Source organism: Puerhibacterium sp. TATVAM-FAB25 (genome assembly GCF_046535855.1).
GTDB lineage: Bacteria > Actinomycetota > Actinomycetes > Actinomycetales > Cellulomonadaceae > Puerhibacterium > Puerhibacterium variabilis_A.
On sequence record NZ_JAXUAK010000002.1, the window covers coordinates 40,359 to 64,818 of the forward strand.

At 70.4% G+C, this 24,460-nt stretch carries 22 protein-coding genes; 12 read left to right on the forward strand and 10 right to left on the reverse strand.

Going from position 1 to position 24,460, the window contains the following annotated elements:
• Positions 1–83: 83 nt before the first annotated feature.
• Positions 84–1,124, reverse strand: a complete 1,041-nt coding sequence (locus U5M74_RS02510; RefSeq protein WP_410905853.1) for a Gfo/Idh/MocA family protein — start codon at positions 1,122–1,124, stop codon at positions 84–86.
• A gap of 51 nt (positions 1,125–1,175) precedes the next feature.
• On the reverse strand, positions 1,176–3,437 hold the full coding sequence (locus U5M74_RS02515) for an MMPL family transporter (RefSeq protein WP_410905855.1): 2,262 nt from the start codon (positions 3,435–3,437) through the stop codon (positions 1,176–1,178).
• Between the two features lie 36 nt (positions 3,438–3,473).
• Here U5M74_RS02515 and U5M74_RS02520 point away from each other — a divergent pair, with 36 nt between their 5' ends.
• The 4 genes from U5M74_RS02520 (at position 3,474) to U5M74_RS02535 (ending at position 6,622) form a co-directional block, all read left to right on the forward strand.
• Complete coding sequence (locus U5M74_RS02520; protein WP_410905857.1) at positions 3,474–4,025, forward strand: MarR family winged helix-turn-helix transcriptional regulator; 552 nt, start codon at positions 3,474–3,476, stop codon at positions 4,023–4,025.
• A gap of 20 nt (positions 4,026–4,045) precedes the next feature.
• Entirely contained in the window at positions 4,046–4,735 is a 690-nt protein-coding gene (gene lipB / locus U5M74_RS02525) for a lipoyl(octanoyl) transferase LipB (RefSeq protein ID WP_410906371.1), read from the forward strand.
• 64 nt (positions 4,736–4,799) lie between these two features.
• Positions 4,800–5,801 (forward strand): lipoyl synthase, encoded by a 1,002-nt coding sequence (gene lipA / locus U5M74_RS02530; protein ID WP_410905859.1) that lies wholly within the window; start codon positions 4,800–4,802, stop codon positions 5,799–5,801.
• A 98-nt stretch (positions 5,802–5,899) separates the two neighbouring features.
• Positions 5,900–6,622 carry a DUF4191 domain-containing protein gene (locus tag U5M74_RS02535; protein WP_410905861.1) on the forward strand — a complete coding sequence of 241 codons (723 nt, stop codon included), beginning with the start codon at positions 5,900–5,902 and terminating at the stop codon, positions 6,620–6,622.
• Between the two features lie 88 nt (positions 6,623–6,710).
• Here U5M74_RS02535 and U5M74_RS02540 read toward each other — a convergent pair whose 3' ends face one another.
• The gene (locus U5M74_RS02540; RefSeq protein ID WP_410905863.1) at positions 6,711–7,166 is read right to left on the reverse strand and encodes an RDD family protein; all 456 of its coding nucleotides are present in this window, start codon (positions 7,164–7,166) and stop codon (positions 6,711–6,713) included.
• Between the two features lie 233 nt (positions 7,167–7,399).
• Here U5M74_RS02540 and glnA point away from each other — a divergent pair, with 233 nt between their 5' ends.
• The 3 genes from glnA to U5M74_RS02555 all read left to right on the forward strand — a co-directional run bounded on the left by glnA (position 7,400) and on the right by U5M74_RS02555 (position 10,910).
• Positions 7,400–8,824 (forward strand): type I glutamate--ammonia ligase, encoded by a 1,425-nt coding sequence (gene glnA / locus U5M74_RS02545; protein ID WP_410905865.1) that lies wholly within the window; start codon positions 7,400–7,402, stop codon positions 8,822–8,824.
• Between the two features lie 176 nt (positions 8,825–9,000).
• Entirely contained in the window at positions 9,001–9,426 is a 426-nt protein-coding gene (locus U5M74_RS02550) for a hypothetical protein (protein WP_410905867.1), read from the forward strand.
• Entirely contained in the window at positions 9,423–10,910 is a 1,488-nt protein-coding gene (locus tag U5M74_RS02555; RefSeq protein ID WP_410905869.1) for a hypothetical protein, read from the forward strand. The genes U5M74_RS02550 and U5M74_RS02555 overlap by 4 nt, the downstream gene beginning before the upstream one ends.
• A 529-nt stretch (positions 10,911–11,439) precedes the next feature.
• Here the strand turns inward: U5M74_RS02555 and U5M74_RS02560 are convergent.
• Entirely contained in the window at positions 11,440–12,993 is a 1,554-nt protein-coding gene (locus U5M74_RS02560) for a ribbon-helix-helix protein, CopG family (protein WP_410905871.1), read from the reverse strand.
• A 114-nt stretch (positions 12,994–13,107) separates the two neighbouring features.
• On the opposite strand from U5M74_RS02560, the gene U5M74_RS02565 reads away from it, so the two are divergent.
• Both U5M74_RS02565 and U5M74_RS02570 read left to right on the forward strand, forming a co-directional pair.
• Entirely contained in the window at positions 13,108–13,320 is a 213-nt protein-coding gene (locus U5M74_RS02565; protein WP_410905873.1) for a hypothetical protein, read from the forward strand.
• Between the two features lie 72 nt (positions 13,321–13,392).
• Positions 13,393–14,493 carry a hypothetical protein gene (locus tag U5M74_RS02570; protein WP_410905875.1) on the forward strand — a complete coding sequence of 367 codons (1,101 nt, stop codon included), beginning with the start codon at positions 13,393–13,395 and terminating at the stop codon, positions 14,491–14,493.
• 66 nt (positions 14,494–14,559) lie between these two features.
• On the opposite strand, the gene U5M74_RS02575 is transcribed toward U5M74_RS02570, so the two are convergent.
• Together U5M74_RS02575 and U5M74_RS02580 are read right to left on the reverse strand one after the other, a co-directional pair.
• Positions 14,560–15,171: a hypothetical protein gene (locus U5M74_RS02575; RefSeq protein ID WP_410905877.1), complete on the reverse strand. Its 612-nt coding sequence runs from the start codon at positions 15,169–15,171 to the stop codon at positions 14,560–14,562.
• A gap of 613 nt (positions 15,172–15,784) precedes the next feature.
• Complete coding sequence (locus tag U5M74_RS02580; protein WP_410905879.1) at positions 15,785–16,033, reverse strand: hypothetical protein; 249 nt, start codon at positions 16,031–16,033, stop codon at positions 15,785–15,787.
• A 158-nt stretch (positions 16,034–16,191) separates the two neighbouring features.
• On the opposite strand from U5M74_RS02580, the gene U5M74_RS02585 reads away from it, so the two are divergent.
• Positions 16,192–16,446 carry a helix-turn-helix domain-containing protein gene (locus U5M74_RS02585; protein WP_410905881.1) on the forward strand — a complete coding sequence of 85 codons (255 nt, stop codon included), beginning with the start codon at positions 16,192–16,194 and terminating at the stop codon, positions 16,444–16,446.
• A 29-nt stretch (positions 16,447–16,475) separates the two neighbouring features.
• On the opposite strand, the gene U5M74_RS02590 is transcribed toward U5M74_RS02585, so the two are convergent.
• From U5M74_RS02590 to U5M74_RS02600, 3 genes are read right to left on the reverse strand one after another with little or no spacing between them, the layout of a single operon-like run.
• A complete protein-coding gene (locus U5M74_RS02590; protein ID WP_410905883.1) occupies positions 16,476–19,499 on the reverse strand; it encodes a type I restriction endonuclease subunit R in 3,024 nt (1,007 codons plus the stop codon).
• Complete coding sequence (locus U5M74_RS02595; RefSeq protein WP_410905885.1) at positions 19,499–20,809, reverse strand: restriction endonuclease subunit S; 1,311 nt, start codon at positions 20,807–20,809, stop codon at positions 19,499–19,501. Before U5M74_RS02595 ends, U5M74_RS02590 begins: the two co-directional genes overlap by 1 nt.
• Complete coding sequence (locus U5M74_RS02600) at positions 20,806–22,749, reverse strand: N-6 DNA methylase (protein WP_410905887.1); 1,944 nt, start codon at positions 22,747–22,749, stop codon at positions 20,806–20,808. The genes U5M74_RS02595 and U5M74_RS02600 overlap by 4 nt, the downstream gene beginning before the upstream one ends.
• A 165-nt stretch (positions 22,750–22,914) precedes the next feature.
• Between U5M74_RS02600 and U5M74_RS02605 the strand changes: the two genes are divergently transcribed.
• Positions 22,915–23,307 carry a hypothetical protein gene (locus tag U5M74_RS02605; protein WP_410905889.1) on the forward strand — a complete coding sequence of 131 codons (393 nt, stop codon included), beginning with the start codon at positions 22,915–22,917 and terminating at the stop codon, positions 23,305–23,307.
• 227 nt (positions 23,308–23,534) lie between these two features.
• Positions 23,535–23,903: a DUF5131 family protein gene (locus tag U5M74_RS02610; RefSeq protein WP_410906373.1), complete on the forward strand. Its 369-nt coding sequence runs from the start codon at positions 23,535–23,537 to the stop codon at positions 23,901–23,903.
• Positions 23,904–23,995: 92 nt separating this feature from the next.
• Here the strand turns inward: U5M74_RS02610 and U5M74_RS02615 are convergent, their stop codons facing one another.
• The gene (locus tag U5M74_RS02615; protein ID WP_410905891.1) at positions 23,996–24,382 is read right to left on the reverse strand and encodes a helix-turn-helix domain-containing protein; all 387 of its coding nucleotides are present in this window, start codon (positions 24,380–24,382) and stop codon (positions 23,996–23,998) included.
• Between the last annotated feature and the right edge of the window lie 78 nt (positions 24,383–24,460).

Below are 24,460 nucleotides of genomic sequence, written 5' to 3' on the forward strand. Positions count from 1 at the left end.
ACCGCCGCGCGCGACCGCGTGGCCCGTCGTCCACAGGCCCGGGCCGGGCGGGCCCGTGGGCGGCGGGGCGCCGGCGGCGCGCGTCAGACGGCGACCGTGCGCTTCTCCCTCGCCGCCACGCGGGCGGCATCGAGCACCTCGGCGGTGCGCACGGCGTCGGCCGGGTCGACGGGGACCTCGCCGTCGCCCCGCAGCCACGCCCCGAGCGCGCGGTAGAAGTCGGCGTGGCCCCCGGGCGCCTGCGGCACCGCCTCGCGCTCGCGCCCGTGCGTCAGCCAGCCGAGCGTGCCCTCGGGCGCCTCGGCGTCGAAGAGCTCGAACGGCGAGGCGTCCTGCTCGAACGTGGTCACGACGTACGCCCCGGCGCCGCCGAGCACGCGGGTGCGCGGCCCGGGCGCGCCGACCACGGACCCGGCCCACAGGCGGGAGACCACCTCGCGCCCGGACGCCGCCACGCCGCCGCCCGGGGCGTGGGTCAGGACCAGGAACACGTCGTCCTCGGTCGGCGTGGTGAGCCGGCGGGTCTGCGCCCACACGCTGGTGACGCGGCCGAACAGCCGGGTGGCGGAGTCCACCAGGTGCGGGCCGAGATCGAGCAGCAGGCCGCCGCCGGCCGGGTCGTTCTCCTTCCACCGCTGCTGCGGGCGCGGGCGCCAGCGCTCCCAGCGGCGTTCGAAGGTGTGCACCTCCCCCAGCCCGCCGCCGCGCAGCAGCGCCTCGAGGGTCAGCTGCTCGGGGTCCCAGCGCCGGTTGTGGAACACGGTGAACGGCGTGCCGGTGGCCGCGGCCTCGGCGACGACGGCGCGCGCCTCGTGCGCGTCCACCCCGATCGGCTTGTCGAGCACGAACGGGACGCCCGCACGGGCCAGCGCCGCGCCGTGCTCGGCGTGCAGCGCCGTCGGGCTCGTCACCACCACGACGTCGTACGTGCCGCGGGCGGCGACCAGGGCCAGCAGGTCGTCGTGGAACCGGACGCCGGGCCAGTCGGACGCCGCCTGCTGGCGCCGGCCCAGGTCCCGCGTCACCACGGCGGCCACCGTGTGGCCCGCCTCCCGCACCAGGCGGGAGTGGATGCCCCGCCCCGCTCCTCCGTACCCCACGATCGCGATCCGTAGCGCTGTCATGGGCCCCATCGTGTCAGGCGCCCGCCGGGGTGCCGGTCCCGGCCGGCGCCGTCAGGCCTCGGCCTCGGACCGCCGCGCGAGCCGCCCGGGCCACCAGACGACGCGGCCGAGGTCGTGGGCCAGCGCCGGCACGAGCAGGCTGCGCACCACGAGCGTGTCCAGCAGCACGCCGAACGCGACGATGAAGGCGAGCTGCGCGAGGAACAGCAGCGGGATGACGCCCAGGGCCGCGAACGTGGCCGCGAGGACCACGCCCGCCGAGGTGATGACCGACCCGGTGATCGCCAGCCCGCGCAGCACGCCGGGGCGCGGTCCCACGATCCCGGCCTCCTCCCGCACGCGGCTCATGAGGAAGATCGAGTAGTCGACGCCCAGCGCCACGAGGAAGCAGAACCCGTAGAGCGGCACGGCGGGGTCCGCGCCCGGGAAGCCGAGCACTTGGTCGAACACGAGCGCGGCGACGCCCAGCGTGGCGCCGAAGGACAGCACGTTCGCCGCGACCAGCAGCACGGCCGCCACGACCGAGCGCAGCAGCGCCACGAGGATCAGCAGGATGACGGCCAGCACCGCCGGCACGATGACCCGCAGGTCGCGCTGCCCGGCCAGCTGGGTGTCGAGCCGCTCGGCGGCCGCTCCCCCGACCAGCGCGTCCGGCGCCGCGGCGTGCACCGCCTCGCGCAGCGCCTCGACCGTGCGCACGGCCTCCTGGGAGTCGGACGGCGCGGTGGTGGTCACGTCCACGCGCACGGTGCCGTCGACGACGCGCGGCGGCCCCTGCGCGGGCGCGCCCGGCGCCGCGGCCGGCTCCTCGGCCACCGGCGTCACGGCGGAGACCCCGTCGGTGCCCTCCGCTGCGGCGACGACCGCGTCGAGGTCGGCCTCCGGCGCCACCACGACGGCGGGCTGGGCCGAGACCCCGGCGAAGTGGCGCTGCAGCGCCTCCTCGCCGTCGACCGAGTCGACCTGGCCGAGGAAGACGTCGGCCTCGCTCGTGCCCTCGGCGTCGAACGTGGGCACGAACGCCGCGGCACCCGCGAGCGCCACCGTGCAGGCCACCCAGACCACCCGGTCGCGGCGGCCCACCGTGCGGGCCACGCGCGACCACAGGCGGTGCCCCTCCACCTCGTCGACCGCGCCCGCCGGCGCCGCGGCACCCGCGGCACCGCCCGGGTCGCCGACCGGCGCGACGTAGCGCGGCATCCGCGGCCAGAACAGCGCCCGCGAGCGCCGCCCGGCGATCACGAGCAGCGCGGGCAGCAAGGTCAGCGCGGCGAGCAGGGCGGCCGCGATGCCGATCGCGGCCACGGGCCCGAGGCTGCGGTTCGAGGACAGGTCGGACAGCAGCAGGCACAGCAGCCCCGCCGCGACGGTGGCGGCGCTGGCCACGATCGGCTCGAAGGACGCGCGCCAGGCGCGCCAGACGGCGGTGCGCGGGTCCGCCACGCGGCGCAGCTCCTCGCGGTAGCGGGCGACCACGAGCAGCGAGTAGTCCACGGCGGCGCCCACGACGAGGATGGAGAGGATCCCCTGCGACTGGCCGTTGAGCACCAGCACCCCGGCGTCGGCGAGGAGGTAGACCACGAGCCCCGCCAGGGCGAGCGCCAGCACGGCGGTGAGGATGACGAGGAACGGCAGCACCGGCGATCGGTAGACGAGCGCGAGGATGACCAGCACCGCGCCGAGCGCGACGAGCAGCAGCAGGGTGTCGATGCCCCCGAACGCCGTGGACAGGTCGGCGACGAAGCCGGCAGGGCCGCTGACCCACGCCTGCGCCCCGGTCCCGGCGAGGCCACCGTCCTCGGCCGGTGCCGCGGCGAGCTCGCGCAGGGCGGCGACGGCGAGGCTGCCGAGGCGCTCCTCCTCCGGGCCGACGCGCTCGCCGGACCTCTCGGCGTCGAGCGGCACGACGACGAGCGCCGCCTGGCCGTCCTCGGACGGCACGGCCACGGGGTCCTCCACGAGCAGCTCGCCCACGGTCGCCGGGCCCTCGTCGCCCGCGCCCTCGAGCGGCGCGTCGGCCAGCCCGGCGGCGAACGCCTGCACGGCTCGCCGGGCGTCGGCGTCGAGCTCCGCGCCGCCCTCGGACTCCACGACGACGAGGGCGGGCAGCGACTCGCCGTCGTCGAACCCCGCCGCCGCGGCCGCCGCGCGGGTGGACTCCGCGTCGGACGGCAGGAACGCCGCGGCGTCGTTGGTCTGGACGGACGCGAGCCGGCCCTGCGCGGGGCCGCCGACCGCCCCGACCGCCAACCAGGCGACGAGGGCTGCCAGGATGAGCAGGCCCGACCAGAGGCCCCGGGAATTCCTCAGCATGCTGAGTATTATTGGAGAGGTCAGGAGGACCGGCAAGTGGACGAGACGTTCCCCGGCGGGGCGGTGCCCGACCCCGTCTCGACCGACCCCGCGCAGTGGCCGCTGGGCCGGCTGCTGTTCGCGGTCGCGCACCGGGTCGAGCAGGAGTGGAACGCCTATCTGGGGGCCTGGGACCTCAACCACGCGGCGTTCCCGGTGCTGCTGCACCTGCTGGCCGGCCCGCGCACCCAGCGGGAGCTGGCGGCGGCGTCGAACGTGCGCGAGCAGACGATGAGCCGGGTCGTGGCCCGGCTGGAGCGCCAGGGCTACGTGGAGCGCGCGGACGACCCCGCCGACCGCCGGCGCCGGTCGGTGGTGGTGACCGCGGCGGGCCGGGAGGTGGCGCTCCAGGCGGCGCGGCTGGCGCCGGCGGACCGCATCGTCACGCGGGGGCTCGACGACGCCCAGCGCCTCCAGCTGCGCGCGGCGCTGCTGGCCATGCTCGACGCCCGGCGCGGCGACGCCGAGGACGGAGCCGACGGCGCCGAGGTCGACGGGGCCGGGACCGGCGGGGCCGGGACCGGCGGCGTCGGGGCCGACGGGGTCTAGCCTCTGTGCTCGTGGGGACGATGACGATCGAGCACCTGGCCGGGCACGTCGAGTACCACGAGGGCTGGGCGCTGCAGCGCCGCACCCACGCCGCGGTGAGCGCCGGGGACCGCGGGCCGGTCGCCTACCTGCTCGAGCACGCGGGCGTGTACACCGCCGGGCGCCGCACCCGCCGGGACGAGTACCCCACCGACGGCACGCCCGTGGTGGACGTGGACCGCGGCGGCAAGATCACCTGGCACGGCCCCGGCCAGCTCGTCGCCTACCCGATCGCACGGCTCGTCTCCCCCGTCGACGTCGTGGAGTACGTGCGCACGCTCGAGGCGGCCGTCATGGACGTGTGCGCCCGCCTCGGCGTCGCGACGGTCCGGGTCGAGGGCCGCAGCGGCGTGTGGCTCCCGGCCGACGCCGCCCGGCGCGAGCGGAAGGTCTGCGCCATCGGCGCGCGGGTGGCCCGCGGCGTCACCATGCACGGGCTCGCGCTCAACTGCGACCCCGACCTGGGCGCGTTCGGCCGGATCGTGCCGTGCGGCATCGACGACGCCGACGTCACCTCGCTCAGCGTCGAGCTCGGCCGCGACGTCTCCGTCGCCGAGGTGCGCCCGCTGCTGGCCGACGCCCTGCAGCGCCACCTGGCGCCCCTGGTGAGCGAGGTCACGCCCGCCGCCGCGGGCGACGCGTCGCCGCAGGCGGCGGCCGTCGTAGGGTGAGCGCGTCCGCGCGGGTGGGGACCGCTCCCGCCCCGAGACGACCGAGGGGACGCAGGGGAACACCGTGACGATCGCACCCGAGGGCCGCCGCATGCTGCGCGTCGAGGCCCGCAACGCCGCCACGCCGATCGAGAAGAAGCCCGAGTGGATCAAGACGCGGGCGGTGATGGGCCCCGAGTACCGCGACCTCAAGGGGCTCGTGCGCGCCGAGGGCCTGCACACGGTGTGCGAGGAGGCCGGCTGCCCCAACATCTTCGAGTGCTGGGAGGACCGCGAGGCCACGTTCCTCATCGGCGGCGACCAGTGCACGCGGCGCTGCGACTTCTGCCAGATCGACACGGGCAAGCCGGCGGCGTTCGACGCCGACGAGCCGCGTCGCGTCGCGGAGTCGGTGCGGGCGATGGGGCTGCGGTACTCGACCGTCACCGGCGTCGCGCGCGACGACCTGGCCGACGGCGGCGCCTGGCTCTACGCCGAGACCGTGCGGCAGATCCACGCCCTCAACCCGGGCACCGGCGTCGAGCTGCTCATCCCCGACTTCAACGCCGTGCCCGAGCTGCTCGACGAGGTCAACGGCTCGCGCCCCGAGGTGCTCGCGCACAACCTCGAGACCGTGCCGCGGATCTTCCGGCAGATCCGCCCGGGCTTCCGGTACGAGCGCTCGCTGTCGGTGCTCACCCGGGCGCGCGAGGCGGGCCTGGTCACCAAGTCCAACCTCATCCTCGGCATGGGCGAGACGCTCGACGAGGCCGTCGACGCCCTGCGCGACCTGCACGAGGCCGGCTGCGACCTCGTGACGATCACCCAGTACCTGCGCCCCTCGCTGCGCCACCACCCGGTGGACCGCTGGGTGCGCCCGGAGGAGTTCGTCGAGCTGTCGCAGGCGGCCGAGGAGATCGGGTTCCTCGGCGTCATGGCCGGCCCGCTCGTGCGGTCCTCCTACCGCGCCGGCCGCCTGTGGGGCCAGGCCATGACGAAGCGCGGCATCCCGATCCCGCCCGCGCTGGCACACCTCGCCGAGCCGACGACGTCGCGCCAGGAGGCGGCGAGCCTGCTCGCCCGCTGAGCCGCCCGACAGCCACCCGACAGCCACCCGGCAGCCCCGCCGACCGGTCCTGCGCCGTCCCCGCTCGGCCGCCCGAAAGCCCACTAGAATCGGTGACCATGGCCCGCACCTCGAACGCGTCCCCGGACGCCACCACGCCGAAGAAGCCGAAGAAGCAGCGCTGGTACCACCAGGTCTGGGCCGCGTACCAGATGACGCGGCGCCAGGACCCCTCGGTCACCTGGCTGATCCTCGGCGTCTTCGTCGCCGTCCTGCTGGTGGGCCTGATCGTCGGCCTGCTCATCGGCCACCCGGTCTACGTGACGCTCGTGGCGCTGCCGTTCGCGTTCCTGGCCGGCATGTTCACCCTCACCCGCCGCGCCGAGCGCGCCGCCTACACCCAGATCGAGGGCCAGCCGGGCGCCGCGCGCGCCGCGCTCGGCACCGTCCGCGGCGGGTGGACGTTCGACGACGAGCCGGTCGCGGTCAACCCGCGCACCCAGGACTTCGTCTTCCGCGGCGTCGGGCGTCCGGGCGTCGTGCTCGTCTCCGAGGGCCCGGCGCACCGCGTGACCCGCCTGCTGGAGGACGAGCGCCGGCGCGTCGCCCGCGTGGTGCCGAACGTGCCGATCACCCTCATCCAGGTGGGCAACGAGGAGGGCCAGGTGCCGCTGACCAAGGTGGCCCGCGCGGTCACCCGCCTGCGCCCCAAGCTGACACGCCCCGAGGCGGCCGAGGTGGGCAAGCGCCTCAAGGCCCTGACCACCAACAAGCTGCCCATCCCCAAGGGCGTCGACCCGTTCCGGGCCCGCCCCGACCGCAAGGGGATGCGCGGTCGCTGACCGGAGTCGGCACGACGGCGGAGGGCCGGCACGCTGCACGCGTGCCGGCCCTCCGCCGTCCCTGCGGCGAGTGATCAGCGGCGGGTGATCAGCGGCGGGTGATCACCGTGCCGGCGGCGCGGTCGTGCAGGCCGCGGCCGTCGCCGTCCCAGACCACCGCGGGGATCACCAGGCACAGCAACACGGTGCGCACCGCCGAGCGCCAAAAGCCCACGAACGCGCCCTCGACCGTCCCGGTGCCCGGCGCGCCCAGCACGCGGACCTGCAGCCCCAGCAGCCGGTGGCCGATGGTGTAGCCGACGGAGCCGACCAGCACGATGTTCATGGCCGCGAGCACGAGCAGGGGCACGAAGTCGTTGCCGCCCGGCACCAGGGCGGAGATCGCCAGCGCGATCGCCCAGTCGACCGCCAGCGCGACGACGCGCCGCCCGAGCGAGGCCATCGAGCCGCTGCCCTCGCGCGGCAGCCCGAGCCGGTCGTCGCCGCCCCCGCCGGGCGTCGCCCCGCCGTCGAGCCACGAACCGATGTCCTCGCGCGATGCCATCCCCCCAGGCTAGGCGCGTCAGGGGCGCCCCCGCCGCCGTCTCGCATGACGGACGGCGGCGTCCGCCGGTCGGCCGCCTTACCGACGGCGCGGCGCGGCCCCGTGCCGCGGATCTTCACCTGCGGGCGCCGCCGGTAACACGGCGGAAACATTCCCGGCACCGCCGGGTAACCCCGCGCGCCTACGTTCGTCGCAGCCGACTGACCGGCCCCGGACGACCAAGGAGCGCATGGATGTTCAACAACGCCGAGGAGGCCATCGCCTTCACCCGCAACGAAGGGGTGGAGTTCATCGATGTCCGGTTCGTGGACCTGCCGGGCGTCTGGCAGCACTTCAACATCCCGGTGTCGCAGTTCGGTGCGGACTCGTTCACCGACGGCCTGATGTTCGACGGCTCGTCGATCCGCGGCTTCCAGGCCATCCACGAGTCCGACATGAAGCTCGTCCCGGACGTCAAGACGGCCTTCATCGACCCGTTCCGCAAGCGCAAGACGCTGGTCATGAACTTCTCGATCGTGGACCCGTTCACGGACGAGCCCTACTCGCGCGACCCGCGCACCATCGCCGCCAAGGCCGAGGCCTACCTCGCCTCCACCGGCATCGCGGACACCGCGTTCTTCGCCCCGGAGGCGGAGTTCTACGTCTTCGACGACGTCAAGTTCATCACCAACCAGCACGAGAGCTACTACTCGATCGACTCCGTCGAGGCCGCGTGGAACACCGGCCGCGAGGAGGAGGGTGGCAACCTCGGCTACAAGACCCGCTACAAGGGCGGCTACTTCCCCGTCTCGCCGTCGGACCGCTTCGCGGACCTGCGCGACGACATGGTCGACGTGCTGGGCCAGGTCGGCCTCGACGTCGAGCGCGCGCACCACGAGGTGGGCACCGCCGGCCAGCAGGAGATCAACTACCGCTTCAACACGCTGCTGCACGCGGCCGACGACCTGATGAAGTTCAAGTACGTCATCCGCAACGTCGCGTTCAACGCGGGCAAGTCGGTCACGTTCATGCCGAAGCCCATCTTCGGTGACAACGGCTCGGGCATGCACTCGCACCAGTCGCTGTGGCAGAACGGCGACCCGCTGTTCTACGACGAGAAGGGCTACGGCGGCCTGTCGGACGTCGCTCGCTGGTACATCGGCGGCCTGCTCAAGCACGCCCCGTCGCTGCTGGCCTTCACCAACCCGTCGGTGAACTCGTACCGCCGCCTGGTGCCGGGCTACGAGGCCCCGGTCAACCTGGTCTACTCGGCCCGCAACCGCTCGGCCTGCATCCGCATCCCGGTCACGGGCTCGTCCCCGAAGGCCAAGCGCGTCGAGTTCCGCGTGCCGGACCCGTCGGCCAACCCGTACCTGGCCTTCTCGGCGCAGCTGCTCGCCGGCATCGACGGCATCAAGAACCGCATCGAGCCGGCCGCGCCGATCGACAAGGACCTCTACGAGCTGCCCCCCGAGGAGCACGCCCAGATCGCGCAGGTCCCGGCCTCGCTCGACGCGGTGCTCGACAACCTCGAGGCCGACCACGAGTTCCTCACGCAGGGCGACGTGTTCTCCGAGGACCTCATCGCGACCTGGATCGACTACAAGCGTCGCAACGAGGTGGACCCGGTCCGCCTGCGCCCGACGCCGCACGAGTTCGAGCTGTACTACGACATCTGACAGCTGGCGCCCACGGCCGCGACCGTGAGGCTCTGACCTGCGCAGACGGCACCCCCGTCGCCCTCGTGGCGGCGGGGGTGCCACACGTTTTGCCACAACTTCCGCCCCGTCCTGTGGCACCGGCCCCGGGGCGTGCGGCGATTGCCGCCCCCGGACGGCTCCGGACGTTCCGGGTCATGAACGCCCGCACCGCTCCCCTGCCCCCGGCCGACCTGGCCGACCCGATCTGGACCATCGAGCACCTCGCCCTGGCCCTGCGGCTTCAGGCCCGCGCCACCCGCGCCGTGGTCGCCCGCCCCGGCTTCCCGGCCCCCATCCGGCTCACCGCCTCGCCCAAGGCCCGGTCGTACTGGCTGCGCGAGCAGGTCCTGGCCTACCTGACCGGCCTCTCCGGCACCGCCCCCGCCACCGCCCCTGCTCCGACCGATGTGCCCACGGCTGGGCCCGCCACGGCGGTGCCGGCGACCCGCCCGGGCCCGGCCCGCCGGATTCCCACCGTGCGGCCGGCGCCCGTCCCGACGCCCGTCCCGACCGAGGACGACCAGGAGGCCGCCGCCCGGGCCGAGCTGGCCGCGCTGCGCGCCGCGGCGATGGGGGCGTGACCGCCATGGCCACCCGCACCCCCGGCGTCCCGGTCGGCGAGCACGTCAGGCTGCTCGAGCCGACCGCGGCCAAGCCCTACTACCGCCTGGTGTACACCGACGCCAACGGCAAGCGTCACTACCCCAGCGGCGGCGCCAAGCTCAGTAAGGCGCTGCAGCGAGCCAAGGAGCTCGACGCCTGGCTCTCCGGCGTCGCCGACGCCACGTCGCGCACCCTGGGCGACCTGGTCGCCGCGTACGTCGCCACCGCCCGCGGGCGGCACCGGGACAAGCACGGCTACCTCACCGGCCGCGACTGGAGCACCAACCACCACACGACGGTCCGGCGGAACCTCACCCGGGCCGTCCAGGACCTGGAGACGACCCCGGTGGGTGCGCTAGACCGGGCCGCGGTCGACCACCTGCGCAGCGCGTGCGGCACCCACACGATGGTCAAGCAGCTGACCAGCCAGGTGCGGATGTTCCTGCGCTGGCTGCACGAGCAGGGCGCCATCTCCGACGCCCAGCTGGCGCTGCTGCCGGAGTGGCACGCCCGGGACGTGGCCCCCCGGTTCGCCCAGCCCGAGCCGCGCCCGGCGCGGGTGCGTACCGCCCGGATGCACGGCCAGTCCGACAACTTCGTCGCCGACGTCGACTGCGCCGGCCACCCCGCAATCGACCGCTTCGCCACCGAGCTGCAGCACCTGGCCCGGTGGGGAGAGCTCGCCGTGCAGTGCGCCCCCGCCACCGGGCTACGGATCGGCGAGCAGTTCCAGCTGACCGCCTACGACTTCGAGGAGCTGGCGGACGGCCTGTGGGTCCGGGTGGACTGGCAGTGGCACACGGGCCCGACCCGCCGCGCCCTGCCCAAGACCGGCAAGCGCCGCCGCGTGCCGGTGGCGGACGTCACCCGCTCCGGTTACCCGCTGGGCACGGCGCTGCGCCGCCGCATTACGGAGGCAAAGGCGGAGCAGGCCGCCGGCACCAATCCCGAGGCACTGCTGTTCCCCGCCCCGGAGGGTGGGATGTGGTGGCCCGGCGCGCTCAACGAGCTCCTCGTCAAGGCCGCGGTTGCCGCCGGCTGGAGCCACACCGTCGTGCCGGAACTGCGCACCCTGCGCAACGGCCGAAAGGACCTCGTCCCAGTGACACAGATGGACCTGACGTGGCACTCGCTGCGCCACCGGTTCGCGCGCGACATGATCGACTGGGCGGAGCTCACCCCCGGCCAGCTGATGGCCGTCGGCGGGTGGGACAGCCTCGACGTCGTCAACACCCGCTACTACCAATCGGGCCAGGAGCACACCGAGTCTGCGGCCGCAAAGATGCGGCGCGCCCCGGCGACGGAGGACACCGGCTTCGCGCCGCTGCGTACGTGGCCGGCACCGCGGGGCACCCGGGTCACGCGCGCCCCGCGGACCAACGGGAGGCCGATGACCCAGCGCAGCGCTGCCGCCTACGACGGTGAGTCCCCACGGGCCCGTCGACAACGGAAGAACACGTGAGGCTTGCGGCGGCGTCGGGCGCCGGAGGCCACAGTTCCTTCAGGGCTCGGCGTCTTCTGGAGGGCTCGCGGGGGCAGTGCTACCCCCACGGCGCCCGCCCCACCGGGACCCGATTTCGGGTTTGCTGCCACACCGGGTCCACTCGCCGAACCCGGCCGGTGCCCGCCGTTGGTGTGGCAGCCGCAGTTAGGATGCTTCCACTGCCAGGCGATGTTGCTGACGGTCTCTAAGGTCGCCCGGACCTGCGGCCCACAGCCGACGGTGAGCGCGACAACGGCGACCCACCATGGGGCGGCGCCAACAGTGGCGCCTACCCCGATGACGCCCGCGCAGCCGGTGGTCAGCCAACCCCTCGCGTCCTCCATCTCGTTCACTCCTGCCAGTCATGCCGCTCGATCCCTTCACCCCTTCCTGGGTCTGACGACTCGCGCGACAGTCCTGCCGGCGTACCTCGAGGCCCGTAGAGGGTGGTAAATCTCGTTCTGGACGACCTTGCATCCCTCACAGAAGGTTCGGTCTACGGTCAATGTCACAGGTCGCTGTCGGTGGGCGTGGTCGCGCCCAGGAAGAACGCCTTCTTTGAGGCGAACTCCATGTCGGCCTCAAGGATGCGCGTGGTGATGCGGCTCATCGCCTCGGTCAGAAAGGCAACCCGATCTGCGCTGTGCCCTTCCTCGAGAGCCTGCGGAACAGAGCCCATCTCCCAGATCCACTGGGCCCGGCGGGCGACGAACCGCAGGTGATGCCTCCGCGCAAGCCGCTCGAAGCGCTTGAGGTCCGAGGCGGCCGCCAACATCTCGACATACTCGTCGTTCTCGAGCCGGCGCTCGGCCCACTTCAGCGTGCTGGCGACGCGCTCCTCGTTCAGCTTGTTGGCCATCGCCATCAGGTTGTCGCGCTCCTGCTCGGTGATGAAGCCGAGCGCGTGAGCAACGGGGGCTGGAACGCCGACATGCGGGTAGTCCAGCTGGTGGAGAACGGTCTCGAGAAGCCGCTCCGGAGTTAGCCGTTCACCACCCTGAACGACCGCGGCGAAGCCCGGGATCGGGTCGCCGTGCACGTCGAGCGGCCAGTACGCGGTCCGGGACCGCCAAGCCAGCGTCGCTACTCGGCCGCCGGCGGCATGTGCCAGCAGCGGGGCGGGGACGGGCTCAAGGTGACCGAACGCGTGAATCCGCCAATCCAACGGGAGCTTGAGGTTCCAGCCGGGCGGCACGATGTTCACCTCCCCGCTTGCCTTGGGGGTCGTAGCCCACCCGCCCAGCGCCTCTAGGGAAACGTTGCGCTTGGCCCGCCAGACGGCGGCACCGCCGCGTCCGTCGACGTTCGACTGGCGGTGCGGGAGGCCGTCGGTGAGCCAGGCGGTGGAGAAGTCAGCGCGGCGCACTGCTGCGAGCAGGTCCACGAACGCCTCGGTCTGGTCGTAGAGCATGTCCACGTTCTCGACCACGTCCGTTCTGGGCTGGTCGTAGATCCGGCGCAGCAGGTGTTCGGCGACCTCGAAGCGCCACGGGTGATGCCAAGCGACGTCTTCTTCAGTGAGGATCGATACCAGGTCGGCAACTTCGCTGCCCCAAATCGCGCGCCGCTCCGCTGGAGTCAGCGTCGCCGCCACCGTGAGGCGCCACAGCCCGAGCGCCGTGCGCTGCGGCAGCATGCGCGGCAGGCCGTCGAGCCCCGGGAGGCGTATGGGCTCAGCTAGCTCGATTGCGGTCATCACGATATCGGTGAGGGGGCGACCGGCGTAGTCATGGTGCCCGTGGCGGGGTGACTGGCCGGGGAGCAGGAATGCGTGCTCAAGGGCGGCGATCTTGAGCGTGTCCGCGACCCGGAGCCGGAGGTGCCGGCGGGGGTCCTCGCGGTTCCGCCCGGGACGCACGCGCGGAAGTCGAAGCACGGTGGTCAAGTGTGTGAGGCGCTCGTCGGGGGCGCGAGCGCTCTGGACCCGGATGTAGTTCGCCAAGAGATCCCGCATGGTTGCGTCGCGCGACTTCTCAGCTTCGGCCGCCGCGCGGTCGAGCGCGTCGATTGCCTCCCGTGGCACCCGCACGCTGGTCTGTCGGGCTGGCAGTACAGGCGCCATGCTTCCGACGCTACTGCACTTTGTGCGGGCTGCCTGGTACGCCCACCGGACCGGCGACCGGGTGTCGACCGCGAGCGGGGATCCCGACACGGCCAGGTCTGACACCATGACGCCATGCCGAAGCTGTCGCAGCCGCTCCTTGAGGTCACCTGGAGACACACCGGCGAGACGGGCAAGATCCACTACCGCGTGCGGAGACCAAACGGCTCCAGTCACCACCTGATCCCGCGTGAGGAACACGCGTTGTACGAGGTGCTGGAACAGCACCTCGCGGCGATCGGCTACACCGGCCCCAAGACGGCCACCAAAGGGGCCGACCAGCACTGAGCCGCGGACCGCGAAGAATCATCCGATGGCAGGCTGTCGCGGTGGAGCGGCACTGGACGTCTAGGGGAGTGTGTGAAGCTCAAGCAGGAAGCTCGGGTCCTTCGCCGGAAGGCGCTTTCGTCGCTGACGGTCGCTACGACGGCGTTCAACTCACCGGTGGACGAGGGTCGGGTCACCCAGGTGCTGCTCAGCCTTCAGCACTGCTTCGAGATGCTCCTGAAGGCCGCACTCGTGCAGAACGGCGTCCGCGTCTTCGACAAGCAGCTCGGACGGTCCATCGGCTTCGAGGCCTGTATCCGGCAGGCGCTCAATCACCCCACGATCCGGCTCACCGATGCCGAGGCGGGCACCCTGCGCGCCATCGACGCCATGAGGGATGACGAGCAGCACTGGTTCAACGAGGTGAGCGAGCAGTTGCTCTACCTTCACGCCCGGGCCGGCATCACGCTCGTCGACGATCTCCTGCAGCGCGTCTTCGGGGAACACCTCGCAGACCACCTCCCCTCCCGCGTGCTTCCTCTCTCCGTCGACCCGCCCCGCGACCTTGCCATCCTCATCGACGAGGAGTACACGCAGGTCGCCACCCTGCTCGCGCCAGGCCGGCGAGCCAGCCACGAGGCGCGGGCGCGCATCCGCACGTTGCTGGCGATGGAGGCCCACGTCGAGCCAGAGACCCAGGTGTCGTCGAAGGACGTCGACCGCGTCGAGAAGGGCATCAAGGCCGGCCAATCGCGCACCGAGGTGTTCCCCCGCCTCGACAAGGTCGCCACGCGCGTCAGGGGCTCCGGCGTCACCCTGACCGTGCACTTCACCAAGAAGGCGGGCGCGCCGGTCAGATACGTCTCCGACGAGTCGTCACCCGCTGCCGCGATCCGCGAGGTTGATCTCGCGCGCAAGTTCTACCTCTCCGCCAGCGACCTCGCAGCGAAGGTCGGTCTGACGGGGCCCCGGAGCACTGCACTCCGGCGACATCTAGGCATCGACCAGGACCCAGGCGCCTGCCACGTCTTCGTCTTCGACTCCCAGCGCATCCCACGGTTCTCCGACAACGCCTACCGGGCGATGAAGGAGGCGAGCGAACAACTGGACATGGCAGCAGTGTGGGACGCCCACAAGCCCGCTGGCCGACGGTCGACGCCGCGGCCGTGCGCAGTCGAAGGCTGCGCGGCGTAGCAGATTCCGGCGCCTCCCGGGTGCCGACCGAGGGCGGGGACGCGCTGAGCCGTCCCCGCCCGGGCCCTACTCGGTGACCCACCGCCGGGACAGAACTTCTTGGAGATCGGCGATCTCGGCCACGGTCTCGTACAGCACCGCAGCTTCCACCTCCAGCTCGTGGGCGGAAGTCAGCACCACCGTGACCTCCGACCCTGTGTCGCCCGGCGGCTGGCGCCGCGCGAGCCCATCGGCTTCGGCGGCGAGCGCGTCCGCGAGGTCGAGCTCTCCGGTCAGGACAACCTCCGCTCGCATGGTGGCGTTCGCCAGCTCCCCTCCGTCGTAGGAGTCCACGTGGTGGAGCGAGAGAGACCAGTCCAGGGGAACGACCTCGCTCACCCATGGGTCACGGAGCAGCAATGGCGCACCCGGCGGCGTGGGCATCCCGTAGGGCGCCAGGGACTCGTTGAGGAGGTCCTCAAGAAGGCCCGTGAGCACTCCGCCCACGAGCTCATCGGCGCTGGGCGGTGCATCGATCCACCCTTGGTCGGACGCTGCCGCGAACGGCGGCTTCGGGGGGGCGGCCGGCGGAACGGCGGCTGCGCCGGCGAGCACGGCGCGGCGGGCCGTCGTGTAGTTCACGCCGTGAGCGCTCATATAGGCCCGGATCTTGTCCTTCAGGCCCCTGTTCTTGGTCATGCGATCTCCGATTCCGGCCACAGCCCACGCCCGCGGCCAGCAGGGATTCACCGACCATCAGGAAAGGTGCACGAGTCGCATCGGACCCTTGTCCTCGTCGCCGGGGTGCCCGCGTGGGGAGCGTTCCGGCTCGGAGAGCGGCTGGTGCATCAGCCGCTGTCAGCATACCGGGCCCGGTGGATGGCGCTGATCCGATGGCCGCCGTCCCGCACGAGGTCGACAGCGCGATGAGCGACCTCTCGCGCCTAGGCGCGCGGACGCCCCCGTGAAGTCAGTCGCCGGGGCGGTCAGCGCCTTGCTGGCGCGTTCGGCGTCCACGATCGTCGGCTGCGTCAGCAACTGGTCTTTTTCGCCTCGACCACCACGGCCACCGACGCGGTGCGGAGCTCGAGGTCGGTGCGACCCAACTGGTCGCCACCTTGAGTGCAACTTCGAGGCCATCGACGTCGCCGGGGAGGCCCAGCCGGCGCCACAGTGCCACGGCATGGGAGTGTTCGATGGCCCAGCACAGGGCCATTGGTAAGGTCCACCTCCCCGCGGCGAGGAGATCGGATACCGAGGTCGCATCCCGGCCGTAGCGGCTAAACGCCATCGGACGCTACTGCACCTCCGCCTAGGTGACAGTCCCGTCGTCGGCCACGAGCGCGAGGTCGACGCTGAGCAGGTCCCGGATGACCCACGGCACGCGGGTGGCCGCTGCCGCCATGGACGGTGGCACGACGGCGGCGAAGCGGGTCTCCTCGTCGCGGCTCGCCATCCGTCGAAGCAGCTGGCCGTAGAGCGTGTCGACGTCCAGGCCCGGCCTGGTGGTGTAGCCCTTCACCTCGGCAACGATCCGCTCGACGCCGCGCTGGCCGACCACGTCGGGTAGTCAGCGTTCTCCGTGGTGACGTCCCACCCGCGTTCGAGCAGTTGTGGCGACGAACGCTGCCTGAACATCGGCTTCACGCATCGGGACCTTCATGCGGGGAGTCGCCTGACAAGGCACCGCTCGCCTCCGGCGCCGGGCAGACTTCGGCCATGGCCTACCCGGGTCGCCCCACGCTCAAGGTGCTGCCGCAGTTCGCTGGCACCAACGTCGTCAAGTCGACGCCCGAGCAACGGCCTGCCCTACTCGCCTTCGTCGCTGAGCAGTATCAGGCTGGGCGCTCCCTACGGAAGCTCGCAGTGCTCACCGGACGTACGCAGACGGCTGTGCGACGGGCGCTCGACCAGGCCGGCGTCCCTCGACGTTCCCGGGGCGCCTACCGAGCGACCAACGAACCGTCCTCCTGAGCGGCCCCGGGCGAATCGGACACAGTCATCTAGGATTCCTCGGTCCCCTCGGTGTCACCCATCCGCAGCGCGTGGAAGACCTGTGGCGCGTAGAACGACATGACCTCCTCGCGGACCCCCGGGTCCTGGATCAGGACGTCGAACAGCGCCTTGTTCGTCTGCTCGATCTCTAGCACCGTGGTGACGAACTTCTTGTGGAACTCCAACAGGAAGTCGTCGTAGCTGTTGCTCTGAGCCACCGGGCGCAGATCCTCGTCCCGTGTCCACGTCAGGAAGACCTGCTCCATGGCGAGCTTGTGGCGGTCATCGAGGTTGAGCCCGTGCGCCTGGTTGATGCGCTCGATAATGCCGGCAATCGTGTCGGTGCTCTTCTCCCCTGCTCCCCCGCGGCCTTCACCGGGGAACGGCAGCAGCGGGTCCGCCGGCTTGTCCCTGAGCTCGATGGGCTCCTCGGCGCCCTCCTCAAGGGCGAGGTGCGTCAGAACGACCTTGTCGCCGAGTTGGAGGCGCCCCGACTTGCCGTCTGGGAGGACTTGCAGCAGGGCGCGGCAGTAGACGTAGAGCCGCTCGGTGCCGGGGTCGTTGTCGGGGAAGACCTGCGAGAGGAACGCGTACATGCGCACGAAGCGGTCGGCCGCGGTCTTGAACGCCTCCTGGTCATCTTCCGACAGGGCGGCGTACTTCTCTTTCGCCGGCGCTAGTGCGGCGTAGATGACGGCCTGGTTCCGCTTGGCGGGGTCGAGGGCGAAGTACGCGTCGGTGGCCTTCGTGACGTCGTCGACGTCGATGACGTCGTAGTCACGCAGCACGGCGTCGCGGGCGTCGCTGAGCGCGTTGATCTCGGCCGGGAGCGCGGTGGTCTCAGCGTAGAAGAGCTGGAACTCGGCCTGGATGGCGTCTCGGTGGTTGCGAAAGTCCAGCACCAGCGTGTCCGTCTTGCCGGCGGTGGTCCGGTTCAGCCGCGACAGCGTCTGGACGGCGTTCACCCCGGTGAGCGTCTTGTCGACGAACATCGTGTGCAGGAGGGGCTCGTCGAAACCGGTCTGGAACTTCTCGGCGACGACGAGCACGTGATACTCACCCGGCTTGTGCGGTGGCTCGCCCTTGAACCGAGCCGCGGTTTCGGTGTCGGGGAAGTCGTTCATGCCCGACTCGGTGAAGTCCTCGCCAGCGTCCTTGACCTTCCCGGAGAACGCCACCAGGGCCCGCACGTCGGTGTACCCGTGGTCGCCGATGTACGAGTCGATGGCCTGCTTGTACCGGACCGCCGACTTGCGGGAGTCGGTGACCACCATCGCCTTCGCCTTGCCGCCGATCTTGGTCAGCGTGTGCTTGCGCACGTGCTCGACGATGATGCGCGCCTTCTCGGCGATCAGGTGCGGGTGCGCCACAGCGACCTTGCGGAGCTCGCGGGACGCCTCGGAGATCTCCACGAGCTTGCCGGCGGTCTCCTTGTCCACCGCGGCGAGCCGGTAGTAGGTCTCGTAGGTGATGTAGTTATTCAGAACGTTGAGGATGAAGCCCTCCTCGATGGCCTGGCGCATCGAGTACAGGTGGAACGCGCCCTTGGTGCCGTCGTCCTTTAGGGTGCCGAACAGGTTGACGGTGCGCGGCTTCGGCGTCGCGGTGAACGCGAAGAAGCTCATGTTGTCCTGGTGCTCCCGTGCGGCGAGCACCGCGGTCAGCCCCACCTCGGCGTCGGTGAGGTCTTCCCCTGCCTCCTCCAGGGCGCGGGCCACCTTCTCGCCCAGTGCCTGGCGAAGCGCGACGGCGGCGTCCCCGCCTTGGGAGGAGTGCGCTTCGTCGATAAGCACGGCGTAGCGTTTCGCGGCGAGGTCAGCGTTTCCGACGAGGGACAGCACGAACGGGAACGTCTGCAGCGTCGTGACGACGATCTTCGCGCTCGACCGCAGAGCGTCAGCAAGCTGGACGGACTTCGGCGACCCCGACTCGGTGATGGCCACGACCGTGCCCTTCACCTTTTCCATCGACTCGACGTTCGCGCGCAGCTGCTCATCGAGGACGCGCCGGTCGGTGATCACGATGACCTTGTCGAAGACCCGTTCGTCAGCCGCGTCGCGGAGAACGGACAGGCGATGTCCGAGCCAGGCGATCGTGTTGGACTTCCCGGACCCAGCCGAGTGCTGGCACAGGTACATGTGGCCGGACCGGTGCTTACGGGCGTGCGCCTCCATCGCGAGGACGGCGTCCCACTGGTGGTAGCGGGGAAACAGGGGCTGCTTGGTCTTCTTCGCCTGGTGGTCGTAACCCTGGTGGACGAAGCGGCCGAGGATGTCCAGCCACGGTTCGCGTGCCCAGACGTCCTCCCACAGGTAGTGCGTCTGGTACTTGCCCTCCGGTGCCGGCGGGTTCCCGGCACCGTCGTTGTGGCCCTTGTTGAACGGCAGGAAGGCCGTGTCGCTGCCGTCGAGCTTCGTCGTCATGTACACCAGCCCGGGGTCGACCGCGAAGTGCACGACGGCGCGCTGGGACAGCATCACGTCGGTGGGGCTGCGGTCGGCCTTGTACTGGGCGATCGCGTGGTCGACGCCCTGCCCGTTCAGCGGGTTCTTCAGCTCCGCGGTCGCGACCGGGAGCCCGTTTAGGAACAGCGCGAGGTCGAGCCGGTTCTGGTGGCCGGGTGCGTACTTCAGCTCCTTCACGACCGTGAGCCGGTTCGCCTGGTAGCGGGCCATGTGCTCGGCGTTCATCGTGGTCGGAGACTTGAAGTAGGCGAGCTTGATGCGGACCCGCTGGTCCTCCACACCGTCGCGCAGCGCTGCGATAGTGCCGAAGGAGGAGACCTGCTGCGCGACCCGGGCGAGGAACTTCTGCCGCGCGCCGTCCTCCTCGCCGCCGTGGCGCTTCACCAGCTCCTTCCACTGGTCGCTCTGCGTTTCCTCGATGAACGCGAAGAGCTGGACCGGATCGAGCGCGAGGGTACGGTCGTAGTGGGCCTGGCTTCCGGCCGTGTACCCGCCTGCGCTACCCGGCGTGGTGAGCCAGCTGTAGATGTCGGACTGGAACTGCGCCTCAGTCACGTGCTGCGGCATCAGGGAACCTCCCGGGTGATGTCTACCTGCCCGTTCACAGCTGCGCTGATGACCGCTTGGCGGTGCTCGAGCATCAAAGTCAACTGCCTGTCGATCTCTTCCTTCACGGCCCGGTTCCGATCGAGCACCTTGCGGATTGTCAGCACCACGTCTTGTTGTTGCGCGAGGTCAGGAGCGGGAATCCGCAGTTGCCGGATCACTTCCTGGTTGATGTTCTGTTGACCGCCGCCTTCACCCATGGACATGAGTTCCGATCGATGCGCCCACAGCCAGAAGAAGACGAATGCAGGGTCGAGTTCGGTAGGCCGGTGCAGCACGCAGCACGCCTGATTCACCGTCATCGGCACACCGAGAATAGCCAACCGGCCGATGGTTGCGCCGTACATGGCCACGACCAACGACCCCGCCGGGTAGTACCGCAGGGAGCTGTGCTCCTCGAGGGCCACATCGGTAATGGTCTTCGCCGTCGACGTGACCAACGCATCGCGGCACTCCCCGGTGTTCAGCCACGGGTGCGACCCGCCGTAGTACTTCGACTCTGTGGATTTCGGAGTAGTCCCCGAGCCGGTTAGAAAGCGCCACGCGATCTTGTGTGGTGACCAGGTGTCTGGCGTGGGCCCGAGCCAATATGGGCCCCGTTGCACACGCCCACCGGGCTGGTCGGCACCGATGACGAGCCGACGTACCGTTTCCCGCTCAGCCTCATCCAGCAGTGACCTCTGCCGTGACTGCTCTCCCGCGAGCCGTCCCACCTTCCGCAGCGTCCCGTCAAGCCATGCGGCAGTCCGCACCTGCTGAGGGTGCGGAGGGAGTGGGATGGCAAGCGAGCGCAACCTGTCGCGATTTAGCTCCGTCTGGTTCGTGGCGCCAACGGCCAACGCCTCGTTGGCGTAGCGGTAGAAGTCATCAGTGCCAAGGACGTAGGCCAGGTAGGCAGAATGAACTCTGGCCGGGTCGCACCGGATGATGGTGACGTGACCGTCGGCGACCACTGCGCCGCCATCGCTCGAGTAGCGGGCCACTCGACCAAGCGTCCCGGTGCCCGTCGAGTTCACCAAGATGTCGTCTTGCCGCAGCAGTCCCCTAGCCAACTTGCCGGCGTCTACGGGTTCATGGAACTTGGCCAAGCCCAAGTCGATAGTCCGGTCAGGACGGATGCATTTCTGGTTGAACACCCGGATGTCGGAGGGTGCTGCTGAGTAGGTCGGGGCCACCCCTCGGTTGACGAACGGGGCGATGTGCTTGAGCTTGAATGGGCGCCACCCCTCGGGTGTTTGCACCTCGTCAACGCTGAGCGCAAAGCTCGTCACTCGGCCACCTCGCCTAGCATCTTGAGGATGCGACGCTGTGAGAACTTGATCTCGGCGTCGATTTCATGGAGGGGCCGTGGCGGCGTGTACTTGTAGAACAGTCTGGTGAAGGGAATCTCATAGCCTAGCCTGCCCTCGGGGTCAGCCACCCAGGCGTCATCCACGTACGGGAGTACCTCGCGATCCATGTAGTCGGCGACCGCCTCGTCGAGCGGGACGTTCTCACTGTCGCGCAGGTCGACATCCGGAAGGGCACGGCCACGCCCGTCCGTGAGGGACGCAGCGGATGAATCACGCACGAGGCACGCCTTAGCTACCGCCGTCCGCAGCGGGGCCTTGGCGCCGATCGCGTCCAAGGCGGAAGCGAGAGCACCGCGGAAGTTGGCCTCGGTCTCCGCCGTGGTGCCGACCATGCCGGCAAGCTTGCCGATCAGGGTCTCCTGGTCTGCCTTCGGCAGCTTGGCCACCGCACCGAGGGCGGCCACGGCCTCGATCGCAGCGTCGGTGACCGTCCAGCGGGCCCGCAGCGGCCGGTCGACGACGACCTTGCGGTAGCCGAACGCCTCGTTCGGCAGGATCTTGCTGACCTCAGACTCTGTGAACGACTCGTACAGCGCCGTGATGTCGGTCAGGTGCTTCTCCGTGAGCATGTTGCGCTTGTTGCCGAGCGACTTCGGCATCTTCGCGACCATCTGACGGGCATCAACGAGCTGGACGTAGCCCTGCCGCTCGGGCGCCTTCTTGTTGGTGAGCACCCAGATGAAGGTGTTGATGCCGGTGTTGTAGAACATCTGGTCGGGCAGGCCGACGATCGCTTCGAGCAGGTCGTTCTGGATGAGCCAGCGGCGGATCTCACTGGGGCCGGACCCGGCGTCCCCGGAGAACAGCGGTGATCCGTTCACGACGACGGCGACGCGGGCGCCGCCCTCCTCTACCGGCCTCATCTTGGACACCATGTGGAGGATGAAGAGCATCTGCCCGTCAGAGGTGGACGGCAGGCCGGGACCGAACCGGCCGGCCATTCCGAGGTTCTTGTGCTCGGCCTCGACCTTCGCCTTCTCAGTCTTCCAGTCCTTGCCATAGGGCGGATTGGCCAGGATGTACGAGAACTTCCGGTCCGGGAACCCGTCCTCGGTGAGGGTTGAGCCGAACTTGATGTTCGAGGCGTCCTGACCCTTCAGCATCATGTCTGAACGGCACACCGCGTAGGACTCCGGCGAGACCTCCTGCCCGAACAGGTGCACCTTCGCGGACGGGTTCACGTCCCGCAGTCGGTGCTCTGCCTCAGTCAGCATCCCACCCGTGCCACACGTCGGGTCGTACGCGGTGAACACCTTCCCCTTGGTATCGAGCCCACGGTCATCGGCCAGCAGGAGGTTCACCATCAGGCGGATCACCTCACGTGGCGTGAAGTGCTCTCCGGCTTCCTCGTTCGAGAGGTCGGCCGCGACCCTGACCAGCTCCTCGTACAAGTAGCCCATCTCAAGGTTGCTGACCGCGTCGGGGTGCAGGTCGATCTCGGTGAACCGCTTGATGACGGCGTACAGGATGCCGCTTCGGTCCATTCGGTCGATGTGTCGGAAGAAGTCGAACTTGTCGATGACGTCGCGGGCGTTCGGGGAGTACGCGTTGAGGTAGAAGCGCAGGTTGTCGGCGATGTTGTCCGGGTCGTCGAGCAGCGCCTCGATGGTGAACTTGCTGGTGTTGTAGAACTGCTGCCCGGCCGTGATGGCGAGCAGGTCGAAGTGGTCATCAGGGCTGCCGGGCAGGGTCTCGGCCCTGGCGAGCACCTGAACCTTCGTCCCTTCGAGTACGCAGTCGAGCCGGCGGATGACCGCTAGCGGCAGGATGACCTGACCGTACTCGTGTCGCTTGTAGTGGTCCCTGAGGATCTCCTTGATCGACCAGATGAAGGAGACTTTCTCTCCCCAGTTCTCCACGCTGCTTCCTCACGTCGTCGCGGTATGCGAAGCCACCGTGCCTCGAACGGCGGCTCTGTCCATGGGCTCGAACGGGACCAGAGTAGTGAGCGAGGCCGACACCGACTTCGCGATCGGGCTCCCGTGTGAGAGATGTCGGTGGGTGGGTAGGTGCATTCTGCCGACATGGATGCGACCGCATCACCGGAGGAGGAGTACCGCGGCGCCGATGACGTGGTGCTGAAGTTGGTTGCGTTGGAGGTCCGGCGCGCCGCGGCCGACCCCGCGCCACCGGCGTCCGGGGCCCTGGAACTGGCCCCGGTTGCGATCGTGCTCGACGGCGGGATGCGGCGTGTCATTCGTTGGCAGATGGGTCACACGTCCGCTCTCGGGCTGGTGGCGCGCCAGGCGGTGGCTGAGGCGCGAGCGCTGAGAGCTTGCGCGAGCGGTTTCCCGCGGTGGCCGTTGAACTCGAGCGGCCATGGCGTACTGCCGTTCGCGCGCGGGATGACCTGCAGCGGCGCCTGGTCCGGATGTGGAGGAGGTGGCGATGCAGCTGCTGCGGTCATGGCAGCTTGACCTCGACGAACTGCTGAAGGTCAGCGCAGCGGTGCTGACCGAGGGGTAGGGCGGCGGCGCCCTCGTCACGCATCGCCGGAGGTCGGCGGGGAGCTGGGGCACGTAGATCCGGGCGTACCCCGGGCACTGTGCCACTAGCCCCCGCGGACGGGGCGACCGACCGACCAGCGGATGACGCGACGGAGCGCGTCGTTCACCGCGTCCGCCTCCGGACGGACAGCCGTCGGATGCAGGGTTCAGCGGGCGTGCTGACGCCCCGCCGCATCTCGACGCGACCAGCTTCAACACCTCCTCATCGGCGTCGCGGCACTCCGCCGTTCAGCGTAGCCATCGCCTCCCCGACGCCGGCGTCCACCTGCCCACCGAGACTTCGGCTGCTCCCCTCCACCAGGTGCGGTACGACTCCCTCAGTGACCCCTCGCACTGTGAGGACGTCCCGGGCCGGCGGGAACAGGCAGCGCGGAGTTGAAGGCGACGATGGCAGCCGGAAGCGAGGTCGAGCGGACCGAGCGACGTGGAACCCCACCACAGGTTGTCACCGCGTCTCCTCCGGCTGCGACCACTGCTACGCGCTCACCCTGGTCAAGGGTCATTGAGGCGTTCAACCTCGCTCACGTCGACGCCGCGCTCTGCGTCCTAGACGATCCGCCGCCGTAGTCGCCGCTCTTGGCGCAGGTCCACCTTCGTTTCAGCTCGCTTGGGGAGCCTCACCGGTCGTTGAGGCACCCTCCGCGGGGACCTCCGACTCCGCCTTGCCTGCCGAGCGATCGGTCAGCATCGGCACCGGGTGATCCGGCCACAAGCGTGCCTGGAGGGCCTGCTCGAGTTGGGCGATGGTGATCGCGTCTGGCCAGCTTCGACCGGACAGCAAGTCGTACAGCGTCGAGCGTTCGATGTTTGCCTCCCGGGCCAGGCTCGCCTTCGAGCGGTCACCGATGCTGCGCTCCAGGCGGCGCGCGATCTCCACCGCGTAGGCCACTGCGGTCGGTGAGTCGTCGGCGAAGGACCCGTCCGGCCACGAACCCTCCGCTACCCATTCCCGAGGCGTGCGATACGAGCCCGATCGACGTGGCATGGGTCCAGGCTACTGACCGTGCAGTCAATGGCACTTGTCACGAGCCCTCAGGTATGGCTTGTCTCCTGCCCTGCGTGG